Origin of the sequence: Rickettsia monacensis (genome assembly GCF_000499665.2) — a bacterium.
Taxonomy (GTDB): Bacteria; Pseudomonadota; Alphaproteobacteria; order Rickettsiales; family Rickettsiaceae; genus Rickettsia; species Rickettsia tamurae.
In genome coordinates, this window is sequence record NZ_LN794217.1 from 616,926 (window position 1) to 638,471 (window position 21,546).

Below are 21,546 nucleotides of genomic sequence, written 5' to 3' on the forward strand. Positions count from 1 at the left end.
ACAGTGATGGAATTGATCCACGTAACAACACTTAAGAAAGCATAGTCCGTAATTTTTTAAGTACCTCTTGAGCGTGATTTTTAGCATTTACCGACCGCCAAATATGCTTAACTATGCCCTCCTTATCAAGTAAAAACGTAGCTCTATCAATGCCCATATATTTTTTACCGAACATTGATTTTTCTATCCATATCCCTAATTGTTCACATAAATTTGAATTTGCATCAGAGGCTAAATCAAATCCTAAACTATATTTTTCTTTAAATTTATCATGAGAGTCAAGCTTATCTTTGGATACTCCGATAATTACCGTATTAAGTTTATCAAATTCCGGTTTTAGCTTGTTAAAATCTTGTGCTTCAATAGTACATCCAGGTGTATCGTCTTTCGGATAAAAATATAATACTATGAATTTTCCTTTTAAATCCGATAGTTTAATTATTTTATCTTTACCTATGTGTAAAGATAAATCAGGAACTTTTTTTCCTAGTTCTAATGTCATAAAATCCTCAAAGTTATTTGATACAAATAACTATATATTAAATATGTATTTTTTAAAATTACTTTTTAAAGTTATATTATTTATGATTCTGATATATAATACCTAAGTTTAATTTTTATTAACTTTTTTCAAAAAGAGGTTTTATGAGAACTATAGGGGAAGCACTTGAAGAATTACATAATAATCTTAAAGGTTCTGTTAAAATTATTACTACCGATTTTAATAAAAAATGTCATGAAGTGGCGGATAAATTATCCGTTAAAATTAATGATTTAGAGAAATATACTAAGGATAGTAAAGATCATTCTTTAGAAACTATAAAAGAGCAATATAAAAATTTAACTAAAGAGTTGCAGGATTATCAGAAAATTAAAGATGATAAAGTAGAAGAATATAGACAAACTCTTGTAAAAAAACTTGATGATTTAAGTAAAAAAATTGAACAATATAATAATAAACATAAATAATTGGATGATATAATGAAAAAAATCTTAATAACACTAGGGGCTACCGCTACATTATTATTAACACCTAGCATTTTTGCAGATTCGCCTACCAAGGATGAAACAAAAGCAAATGAAGTGCAAACTGAAGAAATAGCTACAAGCATTACAAAAACAATTACCGAAAACTTACAGGGATTAAAAGACAATTTAACAAACCTAGCACAAACGGGAGCCGATAAATTTAATCAGACCTTAAGCAATACTTATGATAAGATAGCCCAAAGCGTTGCAGAGATAAAAAAGAATGTGAAAGATCAGAAAGATAAAAACGGTGAAGAACTGCAAAAATCTATAGATGATGTAAAAGCAAAAATGGAAGATTATAAAAAAGCAGGAAGCAAGAAAAAATACGTCAGTACCTAGTGGATAAATTAGAAGAGCTAAATAAAAATATTAATGAATATAATAACGATAAAGAAAAAGCAGATTCGTAATTTTTTAACGTCATTGCGAGGGGAGATGCGTAGCATCGACGCGGCAATCTCATAAAGTAGGATAAACTCCTGAGATTGCTTCGTCGAAACTTATAGTTTCTCCTCGCAATGACTGCGGACAATATACCCTTAAAAATCGGTATTATTTATGACTATTACCAAAGAAAAAATTGCAGCTATGTTAACCCCGATTATGGATAAGAAATACATGGTTTATTAGGTTTAAGTTGGTAAGCAATAAGAGCAGAGAATAGAGAAGTAAAGAAATTAATAGGTGATCGATGTCTGGAAGGAGTAATATTAAAATGTAAAAGTAAAGAATTGATCTGACAGTTAAGGATTGTTGGGTACGAAGAAAAAAGATAAGATAGTACCTGGCAAGTTTTAACAACCTACTAAAAAGGAGACTGTCAGATGACAACATATCAAGAAAAAATCATAAAGCCAAGAATCGGTTTATTAAAACTCGCTGAACAATTAGGGAATGTATCACAAGCTTGCAAAGTAATGGGTTATAGCAGGGATACATTTTATCGTTACAAAGAGCTCCATGATCAAGGTGGGGAGGGGGGAAGCTCTATATGAGATGACTAGACGTAAAGCTTGCATTAAGAATCGTGTGCCCGCAAATATAGAGGATGCTGTAGTTAATATAGCTGTTGAATTTCCAGCATTTGGTCAGGAACGTGCTGCTAATGAATTACGCAAGAGTGGGATAATCATTTCTGGTGGCGGAGTTAGATCTGTGTGGTTACGTCATGATTTAGAAAGTTTCAAAAAACGTCTAAAAGCTCTAGAGACTAAAGTAGCAAATGATGGTATTGTTTTAAGTGATAATCAACTTGCTGTTCTTGAAAAAGTTAAAAACCAACGTGAAGCTAGTGGTGAAATAGAAACTATGCACCCTGGCTACCTTGGTTCACAAGATACTTACTATGTTGGTAATATTAAAGGCATAGGCCGTATTTATCAGCAAACTTTTGTCGATACCTATTGAGGAGTAGCTATTTGTAAACTCTATACCGAAAAGACGGCTATTACAGCTGCAGACCACTTAAATGATAAGGTTATTCCATTCTTTGCAAACCATGATATCCCTCTGCTTAGAATATTAACTGATAGAGGTACGGAATATTGTGGAAAACCAGAAAACCATGCTTACCAACTATATCTTGGCATTGAGAATATCGATCATTCCAAAACTAAAGCATATAGTCCTCAAACCAACGGTATCTGTGAGCGTTTCCATAAAACTATGCAGGAAGAGTGCTATCACATTCTATTCCGCAAAAAATTTTATAATTCACTTGATGAATTGCAAACAGATATAGATAACTGGCTTGTGAGTTACAATAATGCAAGACCTCATTCCGGTAAACATTGCTTTGGTAAAACACCAATGCAATCTTTTACAGATTCACTTTATATTGCTAAAGATAAAAATATTGGTAATATTGGTAATATAGATAAAAATATTGGTAATATAGAGAGAATATCAGACAATTTGATGATTGCCCATCAAGCTGCCTTATTACTCAACTCTGTCAGATTAAGTCGTAACTTGTACATTTTAATATTACTCCTTTCATACATCGATCACCTATTAATTTCTTTACTTCTCTATTCTCTGCTCTTATTGCTTACCAACTTAAACCTAATAAACCATGTATTTCTTATCCATAATCGGGGTTATTTAGCTAAGAATGCTGCCTTTTATAATCTAACTTAATCGGAGTTTATTCCTAAAAATATTAGTATTGATTTTAAACCTACTTTAAAAAGAAGAATAAAATACTACTTTTCAAAGAAAAGAGTTACACCCCTAAGGCTTTTTTATCTTTAGATTGTTCTTGTTCAACTGCTTGAGTATGAGATTTGACTTGAGGGATTGCAAGATCGACTACATGTTCATATCTAACGCCGTTTTCAAATAAAACTTGACCGCATTTATTCACTTGAATAACATCTTCTTTAGAGAATTTATTTAAAATAACTTCCGTGATGTCATAAAGGAATTTCCAAGATAATTCTATTCTTTCTTGTAATGTCAGCTTTTTATTTTCCGGTTTTTGACTATTAAGGGCAACATTTGGTGAATCGTCAATATTACCTCCTTCAGCAGGTAATATATTTTTTTTACGTGCTGCTATTTTCTTATACATTAAAAATATTAATAATAATGCTAAGCAACCTACGGCAATTAAAATATGAGTATTAGAATTAGACACTATTTTGCTCTTCCTTGTTGTTGAGTTAAGTTTTGTGTTTTAGAAAGCATCGTAACCACTGCTTTACCTATATTAACTAAGTTAGCTATATCAGGAGCTAGCTTTGCAACTGCTAAGACCGGAGGCGGTAATAAGTTAGTTTTTATTGTTAGACTTATAACATTTCCGAGTTCTTTACTTCCTGGTATTACTCCTACTATTTTTTTTATGTCGCTTGCAATTTCCGTAGCTTTTTCTGTTGCTTTACATAAGGATTCTATCTTTTCGCCAAAAGAAGCTTCCGGATTTAATACTTTTAATAATTCTGTTTTAGCTTCATTTAGATTACCCGAGTATTCTTTACAGAGTTTAATTTGTCAATATTTATATCTTGTGGAATTGCACTTTCAATATTACTTTTTAGTTCTGCTATTTTTTCTTCTACTTCATCTTTGCTTTTTGGTATAGCTTTAGCAGCTTTTGCAACATTCTCTAGTGAAGCTTGATTATTAGGGTTTTTATTTGCTATTTCAATAATTTTTCGAGGCGGTTCTTTTGATATTTCTGAAATTGCGGCAACTTTTTTGGCTTTTTCATAGATGTTTTCAAGCTTCTCATTAGATTTAGTCTCTTCTCTTATTTCTTTTATATCGTTATGCAATTTTGTTATTTTGGGCAATAATTTTTCAGAGTCAATAAAATTATTTACTTTTTCAAGTATTCCGCTTGTTTGTATAAATATTCCAAGCATCGGTATTTGAGTGGATATAACCCCGACTAATATATTTTCTAATGATTCTATAATTTTTTTAGAAGTTCCAGGATAGAGTTTATCTAATTCTTGCTGAAATTTTAAAATTTGTTCTAAAACGTTTAAACATTTTTCTACAATAACCCCGTCAAATAAAAAGATATCTTTTGTTTTTAGCTGTTCTTGATATACTTTCTCAAGTGCTTCAGATAAAGTAGTTAGAGATTCTTGGATTGTCCTATTAAAAAGTTTTTCTATTTTCTCTAAATCGATATTTTCAGTGTGACAGTGTGAGATAATTCATTTAAAGAATTTTGTATTATATAAAATAAATGATCTTCTAAATCTTTTACATTCATTTTCAAAGATTTTGTAAAACCTTTTAATTTTATTAAAAGTCTTTGTAGTTCTTCTTGTTGTTCTTTGTTTAATCCGCTGAAACTAGAAAAATTAATTATAGACATAAAATTTATTATTTTGTTATCAAATATTAATTAATCTTAAAGCTTTATAAGCATAACCGTAAAATAAAATGTAAAATAGTTATCATTGCCCTTGAGATTAATTTTTGTTATATTACGTGCTAACATTGCTACAATAGATATTATATTGTTTTATTAGGTATATTCTTGAAAGATTAAACTAATCTAACTAACATATTATCAATTATTCAAAAAATTTATGCGTAAATTAACTACATTTATTGTTACATTATTGCTAACTAGTTCGGTTGCCGCTGTTGATTTGCAGGAAGCTTTAACTGAAGGGTATAAGAATAATGAGGAGCTGAAAGCTGCTAGAATTAAGTTTTTAGACTCGATTGAGCAGTTTCCACGAGCTTTTTCGGGGTTTATGCCTAGTGCTGGAATGAAGATTGAAAGAAGTAATAGTAAAACCAAATATAATAAAAAATATGCAGATAGGCTTGGTCTTACTCCAAGGGCAACAGATAGTGATCAAGGTACATTAACAATTCAACAGTCTCTATTTAATGGTGGTTCTAGCGTTGCGGCTCTTAAAGCTGCTCAAGCAGGATTTAGAGCCGCACGGGGTGCATATTATGCCGGTGAACAAAAAATATTATTAAATTTAATAACTGCGTATCTTGATTGTTTTGAGAGCAAAGAGAAATATGATATTTCCGAAAGTAGGGTTCGCACTAACATACAACAAGTTAACACCGTTGAGGAGAAATTAAGACTTGGAGAAGCAACGGAAATAGATATAGCAACCGCAAGAGCAGGACTTGCAGCGGCAGAAACGAATAAACTAGCTGCCTATGCCGATTTTCAAGGAAAAAAAGCAAATTTTATTAGAGTATTTGGAATAGAGCCGACTAATATAACTATGCCTGAGTTACCTAAAATGTTACCTGCTTCATTAGATGAGTTAACAAAAAGAGCTGCTAAGCTCAATCCTGATATTGATTCGGCAAGGCATAATGTCACTTCGGCTAAAGCCTTAGAAATTGCAGAAAAAGGGAAATTATTACCGCAAGTAAGCGTGCAACTGCAATCCGGTAGAACGCACTACAATCCACAAGATGATATAAATGCTATAAATAATAGAAGCTATACTACTACTCTTTCGGTAAATATTCCTATTTATCCTGAGGGAGGAGCTCAATATTCAAGAATCAGATCGGCTAAAAATCAAACAAGAAATAGTGCAGTTCAACTTGATAGTACGATAAAGCAGACCCAAGCAGGGGTTGTAAGCGTATGGGAGGGATTTGAAGCAGCAAAATCTCGTATTGTTGCAGCTAATCAAGGAGTAGATGCTGCTCAAATATCATATGACGGTACTGTACAAGAAGAAATAGTAGGGTCTAAAACAATATTAGATGTTTTAACTGCCGAAGAAAAATTATATGAAGCAAAAATAACTCGTGTGGATGCGTATAAATCTTCAGTACTTGCAGCATATCAAATGAAATTGTTAACCGGCGAGCTAACGGCTCAAAGTTTAAAACTTAAAGTAAAATATTTTAGTCCTGAAGAAAAGTTTAAGACTATTAAAAAGAAAATGTTTATAGGTTTCTAACGTGAGTAAGGAAAATAAAAAAAAACAAGATATGTCGATAGAAGACATATTAAAATCGATTAAAGGAGTAATTAACGAACGTAAAAATCCTATTCACGAAAATGATAGTGAAGATGAAGATATATTAGAGCTAACGGAAATAGTAAATCAAGATGAAGAAGAAAAGTTAATATCAACTAAATCTGCTGAAGAGGTAGGTGATATTTTTAAAAGTTTTACCGATACTATTGAAGATAAAAAGCTGAATAATAATATCTCATCTAAAAATGCACTGGAAGAATTAGTCGTTGAGATGTTAAAACCGGAACTTAAAGCTTGGCTTGATAAAAATCTACCTTTACTTGTTAAAGAGTTAGTAGAGATTGAAATAAAAAAATTGGTGCAGAATAGTAAGAGGTAGAGGAGTAAATGTCATTGTACGGCTCTTTATGTCATTCCTGCGAAAGCGGAAATCCAGTAAAAAAATACAAAAAACATATTTTTTGTATTTTTATTTCATCAAAGCTTGTAATTTTGCGCTAGGTTAGTCTTGTTTATTCTGGATTCCCGCTTTCGCGGGAATGACATAGCAACAATGCCAGTCGCTCGCAATGACGTTTTAGGATAATTATTTAATAAGGAATTATATGTTAAATAAATTATGTAAGATATTATTTTTTATCAATCTGTTATTGGTTGCAGTGCAAAGTTATGCTTCACCTCCGTCCTTACCGCCATCATTACCGGCTGCCGAAGTAGATACTAAAGATAAGGATGTTAGCTCTAATTCCGATATTTCTTTTTTTGATAAATTTAAGCAATTTTTTAGTAAATCAAAAAAGAAAAATATACCCCCTAAACAGGCAAATGAACAAACTAAAGCAGCCCATAAAGAAGAACCAAAGCTAGCTTCCCAAGAGTCTAATGAAAATGAACAAGCTGAGCCGTTTATAGATGTTGGTAATACAGCATTGCCTAGTGCCACCGCAAGTAATGAACATGAAAGTAGTGTAAATTTAGCTTCTCATGATAACACACCGGATAAACAAGTTACACAACAAGAACCTAATGAATCGGAAACATCTGAACCTTTTATAGATATTGGTAGTGCAAAGTTACCTAGTGCTACAAGTAATGAAATGCATGAAGAAGAAGTTGATTCTAATGAGCATAAAGATACAAATTTAGCTTCTAATATTATAACTCCTAACGTACCGAGACCGATAGTATCTATGCCTCCGGCTCAAGCAGGAAGTTATGTAGTGCATCCGCAGCGACCGGTGCAAATATATAAACCGACCAATTTGCCGCCCGTGCATAAGCCTATTCCGCTTAATCCACCTCCTGATGCTAATAAAGAGGAAGAAAGCGTAGCACCGATAGCACCGCCGTCTATACCTAATATGCCTGCTGTTTCTCCGCCTGTGGTTAGCCCGCCGGTAACCCAAGATATTACACCAAGTACTATGCCGACAACAGTACTTCCTGCAGAAACTCCGGTAGTACCTAGTAATGCACCTGCACCGCTGGTAATGCCTACAAATCAACAATCTATACAGCCTATAACACCGGCTAGCCCAAATACACCCGTTACTACTCCGCCTAAAGTAGTTCCTACAACCGATTCTTCAGCGGAAATCAATAACTCGCAGGAGACATTTGTTGCTGTTTCAGATGTCCCAAAAAAACAAGATTGGAATACTCCGCTTATCCCCGTTGTTGTAGTGAAGCCGAATCAACCTCAATCTCAGCCTTTAGAGAAGCAAATTAAGAATAATCAAACTACAAATAATCAAGAGAAATCACTGCCGATAAGCTCTCCAAATGTCACGATTCAAAAACAGGATGATAAGGTGAATAATGAAACCTCGGAATCGACAACAAAATTCGTTAAAGATGAAACGCAAATGTTACTTTTACCTGATGATGATATAGTTCTTGGTAAACTAACAGAGCAAGCGGCTTTAGAGCAGATGGATATGTATGCATATATAGAGCTGTTCCAAAAGAAAGAAGAATGGATAGCAAGTGCCGAAAGAAGAAAAGCTGTAGAGAGTTTTATTAAATATGATAATGATATAAATAAAAAGAAAGATATTTATGCCAATCTGTCTTATTGTAGTGCAGTAGATAATGCTTTTAGAGCAGTTGATAGAAACAATCTTTTTGGGCTGCGTGCGTTACTTGATGTTTATCCGATATTGCAAGAAAAGAGCAGATTAGGTGAAACATTACTAACTGCTGCTATTTATAACGATAATTACTATTTAGCAAAATTTTTGGTCATACGAGGTATTAAAATTTCTACTCTAAATGATCAGTGCCAATATCCATTAGATATTGCATTAGCTCAAGGAAACGCTAACATAGCTTGCATGTTAATCAAAGCTAAGGGGTACTAATAAGATTATTTTTATCGTCATTGCGAGTGACTGCAAGGAGCGTGGCAATCTCATGAAATAGTATAAAATTTTGAGATTACTTCGTCAAAACTTACAGTTTTTCCTCGCAATGACGTAGAATTTTCAAACAATTTCTTTAAAGCTTAATTGCTTTTCTAGGTTAAATAGTTTAATTTAGGAAAGAAAACAATTAATTCCTCTCCTACATATATGAATGATTTATTCAGCTTTAACAAAGAAAAAAAAAATAAGCTAGTCGATAATAACTACAGTGCAAAAGATATTGAAGTATTAGAGGGGCTTGAGCCTGTTCGTAAAAGACCGGGGATGTATATCGGTGGCACTGATTCAAATGCTATGCATCATTTAGTATCTGAAGTGCTGGATAATGCTATGGACGAAGCAGTCGCCGGCTTTGCAAGTATCATCACGATAAAAATGCATCAGGATCATAGTATTACTATATTTGATAACGGTCGCGGTATCCCTATTGATAATCATCCTAAATTTCCTGATAAATCAGCTTTAGAAGTAATTTTAACTACTCTTCATTCAGGAGGTAAATTCTCAAATAATGTTTATCATACTGCAGGTGGATTGCATGGTGTTGGAATATCGGTAGTAAATGCTTTATCTAAACATTTAGAAATAAAGGTTTATAAACAAGGTAAATTATATAGTCAAAGTTATTCTAAAGGAGAAAAGTTAACTGATTTAATATGTGAAGAAGCATCTAAAAGGCTAAGAGGTACATCAATAAATTTCACTCCCGATCCGGAAATTTTTAGTGGAAAATTACATTTTAATCCTAAAAAGATTTATGAGCTTGCAAGGTCAAAAGCTTATTTATATCGCGGTGTTACTATAGAATGGGAATGCGAAGTAGAAGTACCGTCAGATATACCTAAAAAGGCATTAATAAATTTCCCAAACGGTTTAAAAGATTATTTAAGTTCAAAAATAACTTTAGATAATTTAGTTATTCCGGAAATTTTTTCAGGCAATATAGAGTCTACGCTGGACGGGATAAAACTTGAATGGGCAATCTGCTGGCAAAATAACGATAGCTCGGCGTTTATTCAATCATATTGTAATACCGTTCCGACTCCACAAGGAGGAACGCATGAGCAAGGACTTAAGTCAGCTATTTTACGTGGGCTTAAAGCATACGGTGAAATGATAGGGAATAAAAAAGCTGCTAATCTAACTATTGAAGATATTTTAGAAACCGCAAGTGTCGTACTTTCTATTTTTATAGTTGAGCCGTCTTTTCAAGGACAAACTAAGGAAAAATTAGTATCAAACGGTGTAAGTAAACCGGTCGAGAATATAATAAAAGATCATTTTGACCATTTTCTTAGTAGCGATAAAGCTTTAGCTACTAATTTACTTGAGCATGTAATTAGCATTGCCGAATTTAGAATAAGTAAGAAAAACGAAAAAAATATTTCCCGTAAAAATGCCACTCAAAAATTACGTTTACCTGGTAAACTTGCCGATTGCACACGAACTTCACCTGAAGGGACGGAATTATTTATTGTAGAAGGTGATTCGGCAGGAGGCTCTGCAAAACAAGCACGTAATAGAGAAACGCAAGCAGTATTACCGCTATGGGGTAAAGTTCTAAATGTTGCGAGTTCTACGCTTGAAAAAATCGTTAATAATCAAGCGATACAAGATTTAGAAATAGCTCTTGCCTGCGGTAGTTTAAAGAATTATAAAAAAGAAAATCTGCGTTACGAAAAAATAATTATTATGACTGATGCAGATGTTGACGGTGCTCATATAGCTTCGCTATTAATGACTTTCTTTTTTTTACGAATGCCGAAATTGGTAGAAGAGGGGCATTTATATCTAGCTAAGCCTCCGCTTTATCGTTTAACGCAGTCTAATAAAACTTATTATGCAGGCGATGAAGAGGAAAAAGCTAAGTTAACGGATAAATTATCAAAAGCTAGTAAAGCTAGAATTGAAGTAGGTAGGTTTAAAGGTCTCGGTGAAATGATGCCTGCACAATTAAAGGAAACTACTATGCATCCGGAAAAAAGATCGCTTTTAAAGGTAACTTTAGAAGATTTTCAAAATGTAGATAAAATAGTAGATGATTTAATGGGTAAAAAGCCGGAAAAAAGATTTCAATTTATTTATGAACAGGCTTTAGTTAAAATGGATAAAATTATTAGTGAACTGGATATTTAATCGTCATTGCGAGGAGCCGTAGGCGACGCGGCAATCTCGTCAAATATCCTGAGATTGCTTCGTCAAATTATTTCGTAATTTTTCTCGCAATGACGCTTTGCTTAAAAACACACATATTTGGAGTATTATGTTATTACGTTTAATTATAACACTATTTTTTATTATAAATTCTATTTGTGCATTTGCAGAAGGAGAAAAAGAAACTGAAAATAAAATATCAAATCAGGAAGCTTATAAGCAATTTCAAGACGTATTTGAACGTATTGAAAAGGATTACGTACAAGTACCCGATAGGCAAAAAATGATAGATGAAGCAATTAACGGTATGTTAAACTCGCTTGATCCTCATTCAAGCTATTATACCGATGAGGATTTAGAAGATATTTTTACTTTTACAAAAGGTGAATTCGGCGGAATCGGTGTTGAAATAATGTATGATAGCGGAGCAATTAAGATAATATCGCCTATTGACGATTTGCCGGCTTTCAAAGCAGGGCTTAAAGGCGGGGATTATATAGTAGGCGTGAATGACGAGTTAGTCTCTACGCTTGGTCCTAATAAAGCTATAAAAGAGATGCGTGGTACGCCTGGTACTAAGGTTAAATTGTTGATAATTGGGGAAGAAGAGGCAAAACCGCAAGAGCTAGAGCTTACTCGCGAAATAGTAAAAATCAAGCCGATAAAAGCACATTTAGAAAAAAATAATATTGCATATATACGTATAACTACTTTTAATGAGTCAACAATTTCTGAGCTGAAGGCAGCAGTAAAGAAGTTAAAAACTGAAAGTAAAGATGACCTTAAAGGTATAATTCTAGATTTACGTAATAATGCCGGAGGTATACTCGATCAAGCTATTGCCGTTAGTGATTATTTTATTGATTCCGGTGTAATTGTAACAACAAAAGGTAGAACTATATCAAGTAATAGCGAAACTAAAGCAAATGAGTTTTCGTTAAAAGCTCCCAAAGTACCTATGATAGTTTTAATAAATGGTAATTCTGCCTCTGCCTCGGAAATAGTTGCCGGAGCTTTGCAAGATCATAAAAGAGCAATAATACTTGGCACTAAGTCTTTCGGTAAAGGATCAGTTCAGGCTTTAATGCAAATCAATTCTAGGGCTGCCTTAAAACTGACTATATCTAAATATTACACCCCAAGCGGTCGTTCTATTCAAGCAGAAGGAATAGAGCCTGATATTTTAATTGAGCCGGCGAAAGTTGAGTATCCAGAAGTGAAAAAAATAGATAAGCGTTTTTCTGAGAGTTCTTTAAAAAATTATTTGAAGAATGATAATGAAAAAAATAAAGATAATTCATCTAAAAACAAAGATAGCAAAAAAGAAACAAAAGCCAAAAATAATAAACAAGAAGAGAATGAATTATCGGAATTATACAAAAAAGATTATCAATTTGCTCGTGCTTATGATGTAATTACAGGGTTGATTATTAATAAGAAGCTGGAAACAAAAGAGAAAGTTAAACAAGAAGATAAGTAGAGAGGATAATGTCATTCTCGGTTTTGCTGCATGGATAGATTCTTCGTCATAAGCTACGGAAAAACTGTAAGTTTTGTACGTACGCAATCTCAGGAGCCCTGCTTTATGAGATTGCCACGCTCCTTTTAGTCGCTTGCAATGACGATTTGGTATGCAAGCAAGCCTTCCGCAGGGATGACATCAGTTGAGCTAAAAATAACTACTAGGTCTCGTAATGAACCATAATAAGTATATAGTAAGATTATCATTCATTATATTGTTTCTTAATATTGTCATAAATATGATGTTTTATCGTTATTTTATGATAAAAGAAATGATAGTAAAACAAGTGGCTTTGGAACATACTAAAATTGTAGAACTTTACACTGATAATATTTGGAATACTCATCAGAACGTAATCAGTAAATTACATAAATTCGATTATTTAAAACTACTACAAGATCAAGATTTTATTAATTTTGCAAAGATTACCGCTCAATGGTTCACCAATCTTAATATTAATATTTCTCTCTACGATCTCAAAGGTAATAAATTCATCACTAGTAATATGTTACATATGTATAGTGTAGACAATTATAAAGATGATAGTTTGGTTGAGATAGTTACCGCAAAAATCGATAAATTTTTTTTAAAGTCTTTTACTTCAAAAGCTCCGCTTCAAGATGCTTTTGAAGGTATTACAAGTCATATATTATTACCAAGGGTAGTAATAGAAAATGAAAGTGATTTAACAGTGGGAAAAGCTTCTTTTGTTACTAGCTATATCCCTGTTATAGATAATAATTTAGATTTTCCCGTAGATGCAGTATTTGAGATTAACACTAATATTACCAGCCAGTGGCAAAATATAACCTCTCTTGAGCAAAAGGTTTTTATAGCTTTTATCATTATTTTTATAATATTCTGCACTATAATTATTAGTAATACTAACTATGCTAGACAAATTATTGAGGAGCAGCTTGAAACAAATAGAAATTTAAAAGCTCAAATAGTAAAAGTAGAAAAAACCAGTTCTTCAAATACAAAGTTTTTTGCTAATATTAGTCATGAATTGCGTACACCACTTAATGCTATAATAGGCTTTTCGGAAATTCTTATGTCGGAAAGAGATGCAGAAAAAAGTAAAAATTATATTAAAGATATAAATGATGCCGGTAAACATTTGCTTAGTATGATTAATGATATTTTAGATCTTTCTAAAGCTTCTGCCGATAAATTAAAAGTAGATAGTATAGATCTTGATTTAAATAAATTAATTAGTTCTTCGCTGATACTTGTTAAGCCTCGTGCCGATCAAGCCGAAGTGGCTTTAATTAGTAGATTACCGAAAGAGCATGTGGTTATAAAGGCTGATCCAAAAAGGCTAAAACAAGTATTCTTAAATCTTTTATCAAATGCCGTGAAATTTACAAATTCCGGAGGAAGTGTTACTATTGCACTTGAAAAAGATGAGTTAGCAAAATTAGTATATATAAAAGTTATAGATACCGGCATCGGTATTGAGGAAAAAGATATCCCAAAAACTTTATCGGCGTTCGGTCAAATTGATAGTGAGCTTAGTCGAAAATATGAAGGTACCGGTCTTGGGTTGCCGCTTACTAAAAAGCTGGTTGAGCTTATGAACGGTAAGTTTGATTTGCAAAGTAAGATACATGAAGGTACCACCATAACAATAACTTTTACATATGACGGTAGTATTGAAATATAAAAAATTGTGTGGAATATTAAAAATTTTTCGTTATACTTGTTTAATTTGAAAAATTGGCTACGTCGTTTTATAAGATCTGCGGTTCTCACGTATTTAAGTATACGCAGCACACCTCGCCTTATAAACTCCTTGCTCTTTTCCAAATTAAATTTCGTCTACTTACTCTTCGTTTATTCAGAGTATATTATAAAAAAAATTATAAATCTTTAAAAAATATATGAAACTGATTGTCTTATTATTTACTTTTTTATTTTCTATGGTTTCTTTCGGAGAAAGCGAAACTATTAAAGGAAAGCCTTTAAAATATGCAGCAAATAATGATTTTGAAAATAGATTAGATGAACAGGAACAAGAAATCAGAAGATTAATTGGTAAAGTTGAGGTTTTACAGCATAAAATTGATATGCTAACGCAGAACTCAAATATTCCAAATCAAGAAGAAAATACTGAAGTTTTAGAAGCTGGTGATTCAAAAAAACAAGATGTTTTTGATATAGCTTTGCTTAAAGACATGCCGGATAATGCTCCTAAAAAACCTATTGCGGTTAATAAGGATATAGCTCCCGATAAGCAAGCTTACGATTTGGCTCTTGCTGCTTATAAAGATAATAAACTTACTGAAGCAAAAGATAAATTTAAAAATTTTATCCAAAAATATCCTAACAGTTCGCTGATTAGTAATGCTTATTTCTGGTATGGGGAATGCTTTTTTAAACAAAAAGACTATAACGGAGCAGCGGTTAACTATTTAAAAGGCTATAAAGAGTTACCGAAAGGGGTAAAATCTTCTGATGGATTATTGAAGTTAGCACTTTCCTTAGGCGAACTAAAAAAAACTCAGGAAGCATGTAATATGCTTGCTAAGCTTGATAAGGAATTTTCAACTAATAGAACTGCTGCATCCAAGAAAATGGCAGAGGATGCTAAGATCAAATTTGGCTGTGAAAATAAATAAAAATAATAAGATATGACTGATATTTTGGATGAAATACTGAGTGATCAAAATGAAGAAAAAAGGTTAATTTTTTTCAAAAAGCTTTTACCTATAATAATAATCATTTCTATAATAGCTATTACTATAATGGTTGTTATTAATAATAATAAAGATAAAAGAATTAAAAATAACCAAAAAAACGGTGATATTCTTATTAAGACTGTTGGTTTGGAAACAACAAAAGATAATGAAGAATTAGCTTTTAATACTTTAGAGAATTTGGTTACTACTAGTAATACTAAAATAAAAGAAATAGCTGCATTAGAACAAGTAGCCATAAAGATTTCGGAAAAAAAATATTCAGAAGCAAAAGATCTGCTTAATAAAATTATTGAAAATAAAGAATATTCCGAAATTTCTACTTCTTATGCACGTATTTCATGGTGTGGTCTTGTTATTGATGATCAAAATCTAGATATTCAAGATAAAGAAAAATTGACAAAATATTTAAACTATTTTGATGACGAGAAAAAACCTTTTTGGGCTACGGCAACTATTATAAAGGCTATGTGGGATATTAAGAATAATATGAAACCGCAAGCAGAAAAAAATCTAAAAAATTTATTAATTTCAAATAATGTATCTGATCTAATAAAAGATCAGGCTAAAGCATTGCTGGTAAATTTAAATAAATAATAATTCGTACTTAAGGAAAAATATGACAAAAAAAATAGCACTTCTGTTATTACCGTTTATTTTAATTTCATGTAACGGGCTTGGACCAAAAAGGGTAAAAAATATTGTTGAGTTGACTCCTAAATTAGCAATTCAGGCTAATGAGCCTATATATTTAGATTCTAATGCAAATATATATGCGTTTAATGCAAATATGCTTAAGAATAAACAGTATAGTTCCGCTAGAAGCAAAACAATTACCGAGCCGATTTTTATAGGCGATATGATTTATGCATTAGATATTAGATCGAATATTTCTGCATTTTCTATAGAGAAAAATAAGATTATTTGGTCTTATAATTTAAGTAGACATAAAAAAGATAATTATATAGGTGGCGGAATTTTACACCATAACGGAAAATTATACGTAACATACGGTTCAAGGTTGTTAGTAGTGCTAGATGCAAAATCAGGTTATGAAATAATTAGAAAAGAACTTCCGGATATTATTAGAATTAAGCCTATTGTGCTAAATGATAATACTGTCTTAGTGCAAACTATCAGTAATCAAACTATTGCTTTAAATGCAGAAACTTTAAAAACCGTATGGGAACATGAAAGCCTAGCGGAAGTTTTATCGGCTAGTTATTTTATGACGCCTATAGTACAGCATGACAATGTAATAGTAACTTATAATTCCGGGCAAGTACTTGCATTAAATATAAAAAACGGTGAAGTAAGATGGAATTTTGAGTTCGCAAATCTTAATGATCGTACAGCTATACCGAATTTTGACGAATCAAGTATTTTATGTACCCCCGTTCATGATAATATGAATCTGTATATAGCGACCGGTCTTGGCAAGCTTATTAAGCTTAATGTAGCAACTGGCAGTGTGATTTGGCAGGTAAATGCCGAGGATATTCAATCAATGTCTTTAATCGGTAATAGCCTATTTGTAACAAATAACGCTAGACAAATAGCGGCATTTAATCCTGAAACAGGGAAAGTAAAGTTTGTAGCTGATTTAAATGATGGAAAAGATCCTAAGAAACTAAAATCTGCTACTTTTTTAGTACCTTTTGTTGGAGTTGATAATAACAATAAGCGAAGTTTAAATGTTATTTCCGTTAACGGTGTTTTATATAGTTTTGATGTTGATAATAATGGATTAAACATGATGCCTCATATTGTCAAAATTATAAAGAATATTCGTTATTATGGGCTAAGAGCAAATAATAATTTATATTTTTCTACCGATAGAAAAATAATATTCGGAAGTAAATAGGGATTGCTAACTAGTGATAATATCGTCATTGCGAGCGGTCAAAGTGAGGTCGGCAATCCAGAAAAGATAATAAAAATGCTATAAACTAGCATTTTTAAACTGGATTGCTTCATCAAAATTTTCAATTTATCCTCGCAATAACGTTAATTTATTAACTAATTTATCTTTGATTAGCAATACCAGTAAATAGATTATATTTAACTTGACAAATGGCAGGGATTAATGCTATTAAATATGTTTCTTGATTCTTTAATTTTAAATTCTAATTAAAAAGATACTATTGTGAAAACTTACTCGGCAAAGCCATCGGAAATTAAAAAGAAATGGTGGGTCATAGACGCAAAAAATATTGTACTAGGGCGACTCGCTAGCAGAGTTGCTAATATGCTACGTGGTAAGCATAAACCTAGCTTTACGCCTCATTTAGATTGTGGTGATAATATAATCATAATAAATGCGGAGCATGTAAAATTAACAGGTAAAAAAGCGAATCCCAAAGACGGAAAAATATATTACAGGCATACAGGATTTCCAGGTGGGATAAAAGATACTACGGCAGGTAAAATCTTAAGCGGTAAACACCCTGAGAGAGTTATTAAAATGGCCGTAAAAAGAATGATTACAAGAAATGCTTTAGGTGCTAAGCAAATGAGTAATTTGTATGTTTATGCAAATGGTGATCATCCTCATATGGTACAGCAACCTACTGTTTATGATTTTGCAAGCCAAAATCCAAAAAATAAAAAGTAATAGAATATGACCGAGTTAAAAATTAAAACAGAAAAAGTAGAAAAGCAGTTAATTAAAGAACCTTTAAAACCGGTATTAAAAACTCCTAAAGAGAAAATAGATAATTCAGGCAAGTTTTATGCTACAGGTAAAAGAAAAAATGCTATAGCACGAGTATGGCTTAAAGTAGGAAAAGGAAAAATAGTTGTTAATAAAAAAACAATAGACCAGTATTTTCCTTCTGAAACCTATGTGAAAACTGTCTTACGGCCTTTTGTCTTAACAAAAACTATTGATCAGTATGATGTAATTTGTACTGTTAGAGGTGGAGGAATTTCAGGACAAAAAGGTGCTATTTTACATGGAATTTCTAAAGCTTTAGATAAATCTGCTCCGGATTTTCATGCTATTTTGCGTAAAGGCGGTCTTTTAACACGTGATTCTAGGGTAGTAGAGCGTAAGAAATACGGACAACGTAAAGCACGTAAGAAAACACAATTCTCTAAGCGTTAAGATAAAATTTGAGAAGTTGCTAGTCAATTGTTGTATGGATTAATTTTTTTATTGTCATCCCGCGACTTGATCGCAGGATCCAGCTTAAAATATTTAAATTATTAGTATTTTAAGTTATTTTTTTTGATACCGTGGTCAAGCCACGGTATGACACTAAGTGCATTTTTCGATCCATGCAACAATGCACTATTTTTATCTAGAATGACACAAATTATATAAACACTCTTCCCCTGGCGGGGTAGCTCAGCTGGTTAGAGCGACGGAATCATAATCCGTGTGTCGGGGGTTCAAATCCCTCCCTCGCTACCATTCATTCGTCTTTTTGAAAGTTCTATAGTAAACTGATTTGAACTTTGTGCTTCGTTGTTTATCGTCTTGCCTATTAATATATAGGTTCTATCCTCATGCCTGTCACAAAATGGGGTTGAGTTTACTATAGAACTGTTAACAAAATAATTTAAAAGCTAAATAACCCCGATTATGGATAAGAAATACATGGTTTATTAGGTTTAAGTTGGTAAGCAATAAGAGCAGAGAATAGAGAAGTAAAGAAATTAATAGGTGATCGATGTCTGGAAGGAGTAATATTAAAATTCTCTTTTATGTAGCCAAAAATGGTTTCGATAATGAATCTCTTCCTTAAAAGGATTTTATCCAAAAGAGGTAATAAATAGTTTTTCATATCCTTTCTTATTCCGGTAATTTTTATTAAACCTTGCTTATAAAGTTTTGTAAACATTTTTTCTGAAATAAACTCCTTATCATCATAACACTTACCTTTTAGACCTTTTTTGATAACCATTGCTTCAAATGCAATTCTGTCATCAACATTACCTTTGGTAATTTTAACAGCAATAATTTCTCCCTTATCATTGATTATCATATGAAGCTTGAATCCAAAAAACCAATCGACAGAACTACGTCCCATTTTTGCAAGATTATTAAAAGTTCTGTTAGAATTAATTCTGATATTTTTACATACTGCAAAATGTGTGGAATCTGCATAATAAATTCCCGTTCTTTTCCCACTTAAGTAATGTAACATCACAATCAATGGCAGAAATAATGAAGGAATAAGCTGAACAAATCTCTCATAACAAGGTGGATTCCTGAACAAATTACCATTAATAATAAAGTTTTGGTAATAAGCTTTTAAATGTTTATATGCACTAAAATGGTAAAAATCATTATTGAGAGTTCTTCACTTAAGGAAAGCTTACCTTCTCTAAATCTTTGCTTATTACTTTTCAGCAATTGATGTTTTACCCATTTCTCATAAATTTTACAAAATTTATCTACTATACAAAATATTGTAGTATATTTACACATGTTATTAAACCTATTTTACTCCTTCAGTGCCCTATTTATAAGGTTTAATAACTCTTGCAACCTTCCTTCCTCTCTATTCCTTATCCATAATCGGGGTTAATTAAATTACTTTTTGCTGCAAATTATAAGATTTTTTTGAAATAGAATTAACTATTCCTGCAAAAATCTTATAATTTTTGCTAAAAATTCTTTTTAATTATCAATTAAAATTATTTTGTTAACAGTTCTATAGTTTTTAATAAAATTTTGTATAAGATAAATATATAATAAATATTAGACTTCTTGCATAACCTATGTTATAAAGAAGCCTATTTTATATTAGGTTCTGTGAAGATCTCTAAAAAGATTTGATTTGCACTAAAAAATATCTCAAAATAACTAATCAATTAGAAACCTTTGCAAAGCCTAGCATTTTATGAAATTGCTTTTAACAAGTTTAATTCTTATATTTATGAGCTTTCTTCCAATATATGCTAAATCCTTACCTAAAGGGTTCGTGTATCTGAAAGATATCGACCCTACAATTATTCAAAATATACGTTATTATTCAGATGAAAATTTTGTTGTAAGTCTAAATGTTTTACACTAGGTTATATAGCTGAAAGATCCAGTCATAGTAGGGGTAGTACTGTAGATTTATCAATAATAAAGCTTCAGAAGGAAGTTAATAATAATCCTGAAGTCATTAAGAGAAAATTGAAAGACGAGCGTGTTATATCCTATTTAGATGACAATACGGTAGACATGTATACTTCGTTTGACTTATTTGATGAAGCTTCACATCATGATAGTAAATTAATTGATAAGCAATATTTAGTAAAACGTAATTATTTACGTTCTAAGATGCAAAAACATAATTTTAAAGCATGTCAAATTGAGTTGGTGGCATTATACACTTGAAGATGAGCCTTATAAAGATCAATATTTTAACTTTGATATAGAAAAAACTATGACAGTATTAAGCGAGAAAAGATGCATACCATGTAAGGGTGGAGTTCCGCCACTTGAGAAAAAAGAAATTGATAAATTATTGACTGAATTACAAAATGAGTGGCAAGTGAATGAATTAGGGCATTATAAAAAATATAAATTTTCTAATTTTATAAAAGCTATGGAATTTGCAAATAGGATAACTGAAATTGCAGAGCAGAAGCACATCATCCCGATTTAACTATATCTTGGGGAGCATGTAGTGTGGAAATATGGACTCATAAAATCGACGGTCTTACGGAAAACGACTTTATATTGGTTGCAAAGATAGAAAGTAAAATCTAATTATTTTCAGGTTGTAATAATTAATTACTTAAGTGAAAAGAATAATAGCAAAAATCACACAAGTATCAACAGCTAAACGATGGTTTCTTATTAAATTAATTGAATTATAACAATAATCTTAATATTATTTAATAATAAGACATTTATAATAAACATAAAGTAACGTTATGCCAAATTATCATATTAAATTTTTACCAAATATAGTTAATTTAATCGGTTATTTTTGTAGACTTATTTTATTACCAAATTTAATACCAGCTGATTCTAGTGAAAATAGTTATGACCAAAGTCTTGATAGAAATAAGGTATATTCTGTACATTTAAAACCTTTTTCTAATACCTCTACATATTTTTTAGATGAGCATTCTGATCATACCTTTGTACATATTGCGTGGATTGGTTAGAGAGCTAAAATTTGCGTTTGAAGATATAAATTCATGGTTTTTAATGCCGGGAGCTCAAATTGATACAGTTAATTGGGAAACTGAAACAACAACAAATCACTGCCTAAGTAATTTTATTATAAATTTATTTCATATAAGAGAAGTAAAAGATTTTATTGCTAATATAACTA

At 31.7% G+C, this 21,546-nt stretch carries 16 protein-coding genes, 1 tRNA gene and 6 pseudogenes; 19 read left to right on the forward strand and 4 right to left on the reverse strand.

Features of this window, described 5'->3' with window-relative positions; genetic code table 11:
* Positions 1 to 31: 31 nt before the first annotated feature.
* On the reverse strand, positions 32 to 502 hold the full coding sequence (gene bcp, locus RMONA_RS03190) for a thioredoxin-dependent thiol peroxidase (RefSeq protein ID WP_023507620.1): 471 nt from the start codon (positions 500 to 502) through the stop codon (positions 32 to 34).
* Positions 503 to 645: 143 nt separating this feature from the next.
* On the opposite strand from bcp, the gene RMONA_RS03195 reads away from it, so the two are divergent.
* The 3 genes and pseudogenes from RMONA_RS03195 to RMONA_RS03205 all read left to right on the forward strand — a co-directional run.
* Positions 646 to 969, forward strand: a complete 324-nt coding sequence (locus tag RMONA_RS03195) for a hypothetical protein (protein WP_023507621.1) — start codon at positions 646 to 648, stop codon at positions 967 to 969.
* 12 nt (positions 970 to 981) lie between these two features.
* Positions 982 to 1,442 (forward strand): annotated as a pseudogene (locus RMONA_RS03200) (hypothetical protein).
* 414 nt (positions 1,443 to 1,856) lie between these two features.
* Positions 1,857 to 2,898: pseudogene (locus RMONA_RS03205) on the forward strand (IS481 family transposase); the annotation flags it as partial.
* A gap of 358 nt (positions 2,899 to 3,256) precedes the next feature.
* Here the strand turns inward: RMONA_RS03205 and RMONA_RS03210 are convergent.
* Complete coding sequence (locus tag RMONA_RS03210) at positions 3,257 to 3,670, reverse strand: DUF2660 domain-containing protein (RefSeq protein WP_023507626.1); 414 nt, start codon at positions 3,668 to 3,670, stop codon at positions 3,257 to 3,259.
* Positions 3,670 to 4,864, reverse strand: a pseudogene (locus RMONA_RS10235) (hypothetical protein). Before RMONA_RS10235 ends, RMONA_RS03210 begins: the two are co-directional and overlap by 1 nt.
* Before the next feature lie 217 nt (positions 4,865 to 5,081).
* On the opposite strand from RMONA_RS10235, the gene RMONA_RS03225 reads away from it, so the two are divergent.
* From RMONA_RS03225 to RMONA_RS03280, 12 genes are all read left to right on the forward strand, one after another.
* The gene (locus tag RMONA_RS03225) at positions 5,082 to 6,443 is read left to right on the forward strand and encodes a TolC family outer membrane protein (protein ID WP_023507629.1); all 1,362 of its coding nucleotides are present in this window, start codon (positions 5,082 to 5,084) and stop codon (positions 6,441 to 6,443) included.
* A gap of 1 nt (position 6,444) precedes the next feature.
* Complete coding sequence (locus tag RMONA_RS03230; protein ID WP_046058386.1) at positions 6,445 to 6,843, forward strand: DUF2497 domain-containing protein; 399 nt, start codon at positions 6,445 to 6,447, stop codon at positions 6,841 to 6,843.
* A gap of 226 nt (positions 6,844 to 7,069) precedes the next feature.
* The gene (locus RMONA_RS03235) at positions 7,070 to 8,824 is read left to right on the forward strand and encodes an ankyrin repeat domain-containing protein (protein WP_023507631.1); all 1,755 of its coding nucleotides are present in this window, start codon (positions 7,070 to 7,072) and stop codon (positions 8,822 to 8,824) included.
* Between the two features lie 210 nt (positions 8,825 to 9,034).
* A complete protein-coding gene (gene parE / locus RMONA_RS03240; protein WP_046058387.1) occupies positions 9,035 to 11,023 on the forward strand; it encodes a DNA topoisomerase IV subunit B in 1,989 nt (662 codons plus the stop codon).
* Between the two features lie 127 nt (positions 11,024 to 11,150).
* Positions 11,151 to 12,521: a S41 family peptidase gene (locus RMONA_RS03245; RefSeq protein ID WP_023507633.1), complete on the forward strand. Its 1,371-nt coding sequence runs from the start codon at positions 11,151 to 11,153 to the stop codon at positions 12,519 to 12,521.
* A 214-nt stretch (positions 12,522 to 12,735) separates the two neighbouring features.
* Complete coding sequence (locus RMONA_RS03250; RefSeq protein ID WP_023507634.1) at positions 12,736 to 14,229, forward strand: sensor histidine kinase; 1,494 nt, start codon at positions 12,736 to 12,738, stop codon at positions 14,227 to 14,229.
* A gap of 217 nt (positions 14,230 to 14,446) precedes the next feature.
* Positions 14,447 to 15,184: a tol-pal system protein YbgF gene (gene ybgF, locus RMONA_RS03255; protein ID WP_023507635.1), complete on the forward strand. Its 738-nt coding sequence runs from the start codon at positions 14,447 to 14,449 to the stop codon at positions 15,182 to 15,184.
* 12 nt (positions 15,185 to 15,196) lie between these two features.
* Positions 15,197 to 15,859, forward strand: a complete 663-nt coding sequence (locus RMONA_RS03260) for a DUF2659 family protein (protein ID WP_023507636.1) — start codon at positions 15,197 to 15,199, stop codon at positions 15,857 to 15,859.
* 22 nt (positions 15,860 to 15,881) lie between these two features.
* Complete coding sequence (locus tag RMONA_RS03265; RefSeq protein ID WP_023507637.1) at positions 15,882 to 17,126, forward strand: outer membrane protein assembly factor BamB; 1,245 nt, start codon at positions 15,882 to 15,884, stop codon at positions 17,124 to 17,126.
* Positions 17,127 to 17,408: 282 nt separating this feature from the next.
* On the forward strand, positions 17,409 to 17,876 hold the full coding sequence (rplM, locus tag RMONA_RS03270; RefSeq protein WP_023507638.1) for a 50S ribosomal protein L13: 468 nt from the start codon (positions 17,409 to 17,411) through the stop codon (positions 17,874 to 17,876).
* 6 nt (positions 17,877 to 17,882) lie between these two features.
* Complete coding sequence (gene rpsI / locus RMONA_RS03275; RefSeq protein WP_023507639.1) at positions 17,883 to 18,368, forward strand: 30S ribosomal protein S9; 486 nt, start codon at positions 17,883 to 17,885, stop codon at positions 18,366 to 18,368.
* A gap of 232 nt (positions 18,369 to 18,600) precedes the next feature.
* A tRNA-Met gene (locus RMONA_RS03280) sits at positions 18,601 to 18,677 on the forward strand.
* Positions 18,678 to 18,846: 169 nt separating this feature from the next.
* Here RMONA_RS03280 and RMONA_RS03285 read toward each other — a convergent pair.
* Positions 18,847 to 19,500: an IS982 family transposase gene (locus RMONA_RS03285; RefSeq protein ID WP_339325421.1), complete on the reverse strand. Its 654-nt coding sequence runs from the start codon at positions 19,498 to 19,500 to the stop codon at positions 18,847 to 18,849.
* A 612-nt stretch (positions 19,501 to 20,112) separates the two neighbouring features.
* Between RMONA_RS03285 and RMONA_RS11165 the strand changes: the two genes are divergently transcribed.
* From RMONA_RS11165 to RMONA_RS03300, 4 genes and pseudogenes are all read left to right on the forward strand, one after another.
* A complete protein-coding gene (locus RMONA_RS11165) occupies positions 20,113 to 20,286 on the forward strand; it encodes a hypothetical protein (RefSeq protein ID WP_023507641.1) in 174 nt (57 codons plus the stop codon).
* Positions 20,287 to 20,441: 155 nt separating this feature from the next.
* Positions 20,442 to 20,592: pseudogene (locus RMONA_RS03290) on the forward strand (M15 family metallopeptidase); the annotation flags it as partial.
* Between the two features lie 54 nt (positions 20,593 to 20,646).
* Positions 20,647 to 20,972, forward strand: a pseudogene (locus RMONA_RS03295) (4a-hydroxytetrahydrobiopterin dehydratase).
* 167 nt (positions 20,973 to 21,139) lie between these two features.
* Positions 21,140 to 21,410 (forward strand): annotated as a pseudogene (locus RMONA_RS03300) (hypothetical protein); the annotation flags it as partial.
* Positions 21,411 to 21,546 lie beyond the last annotated feature (136 nt).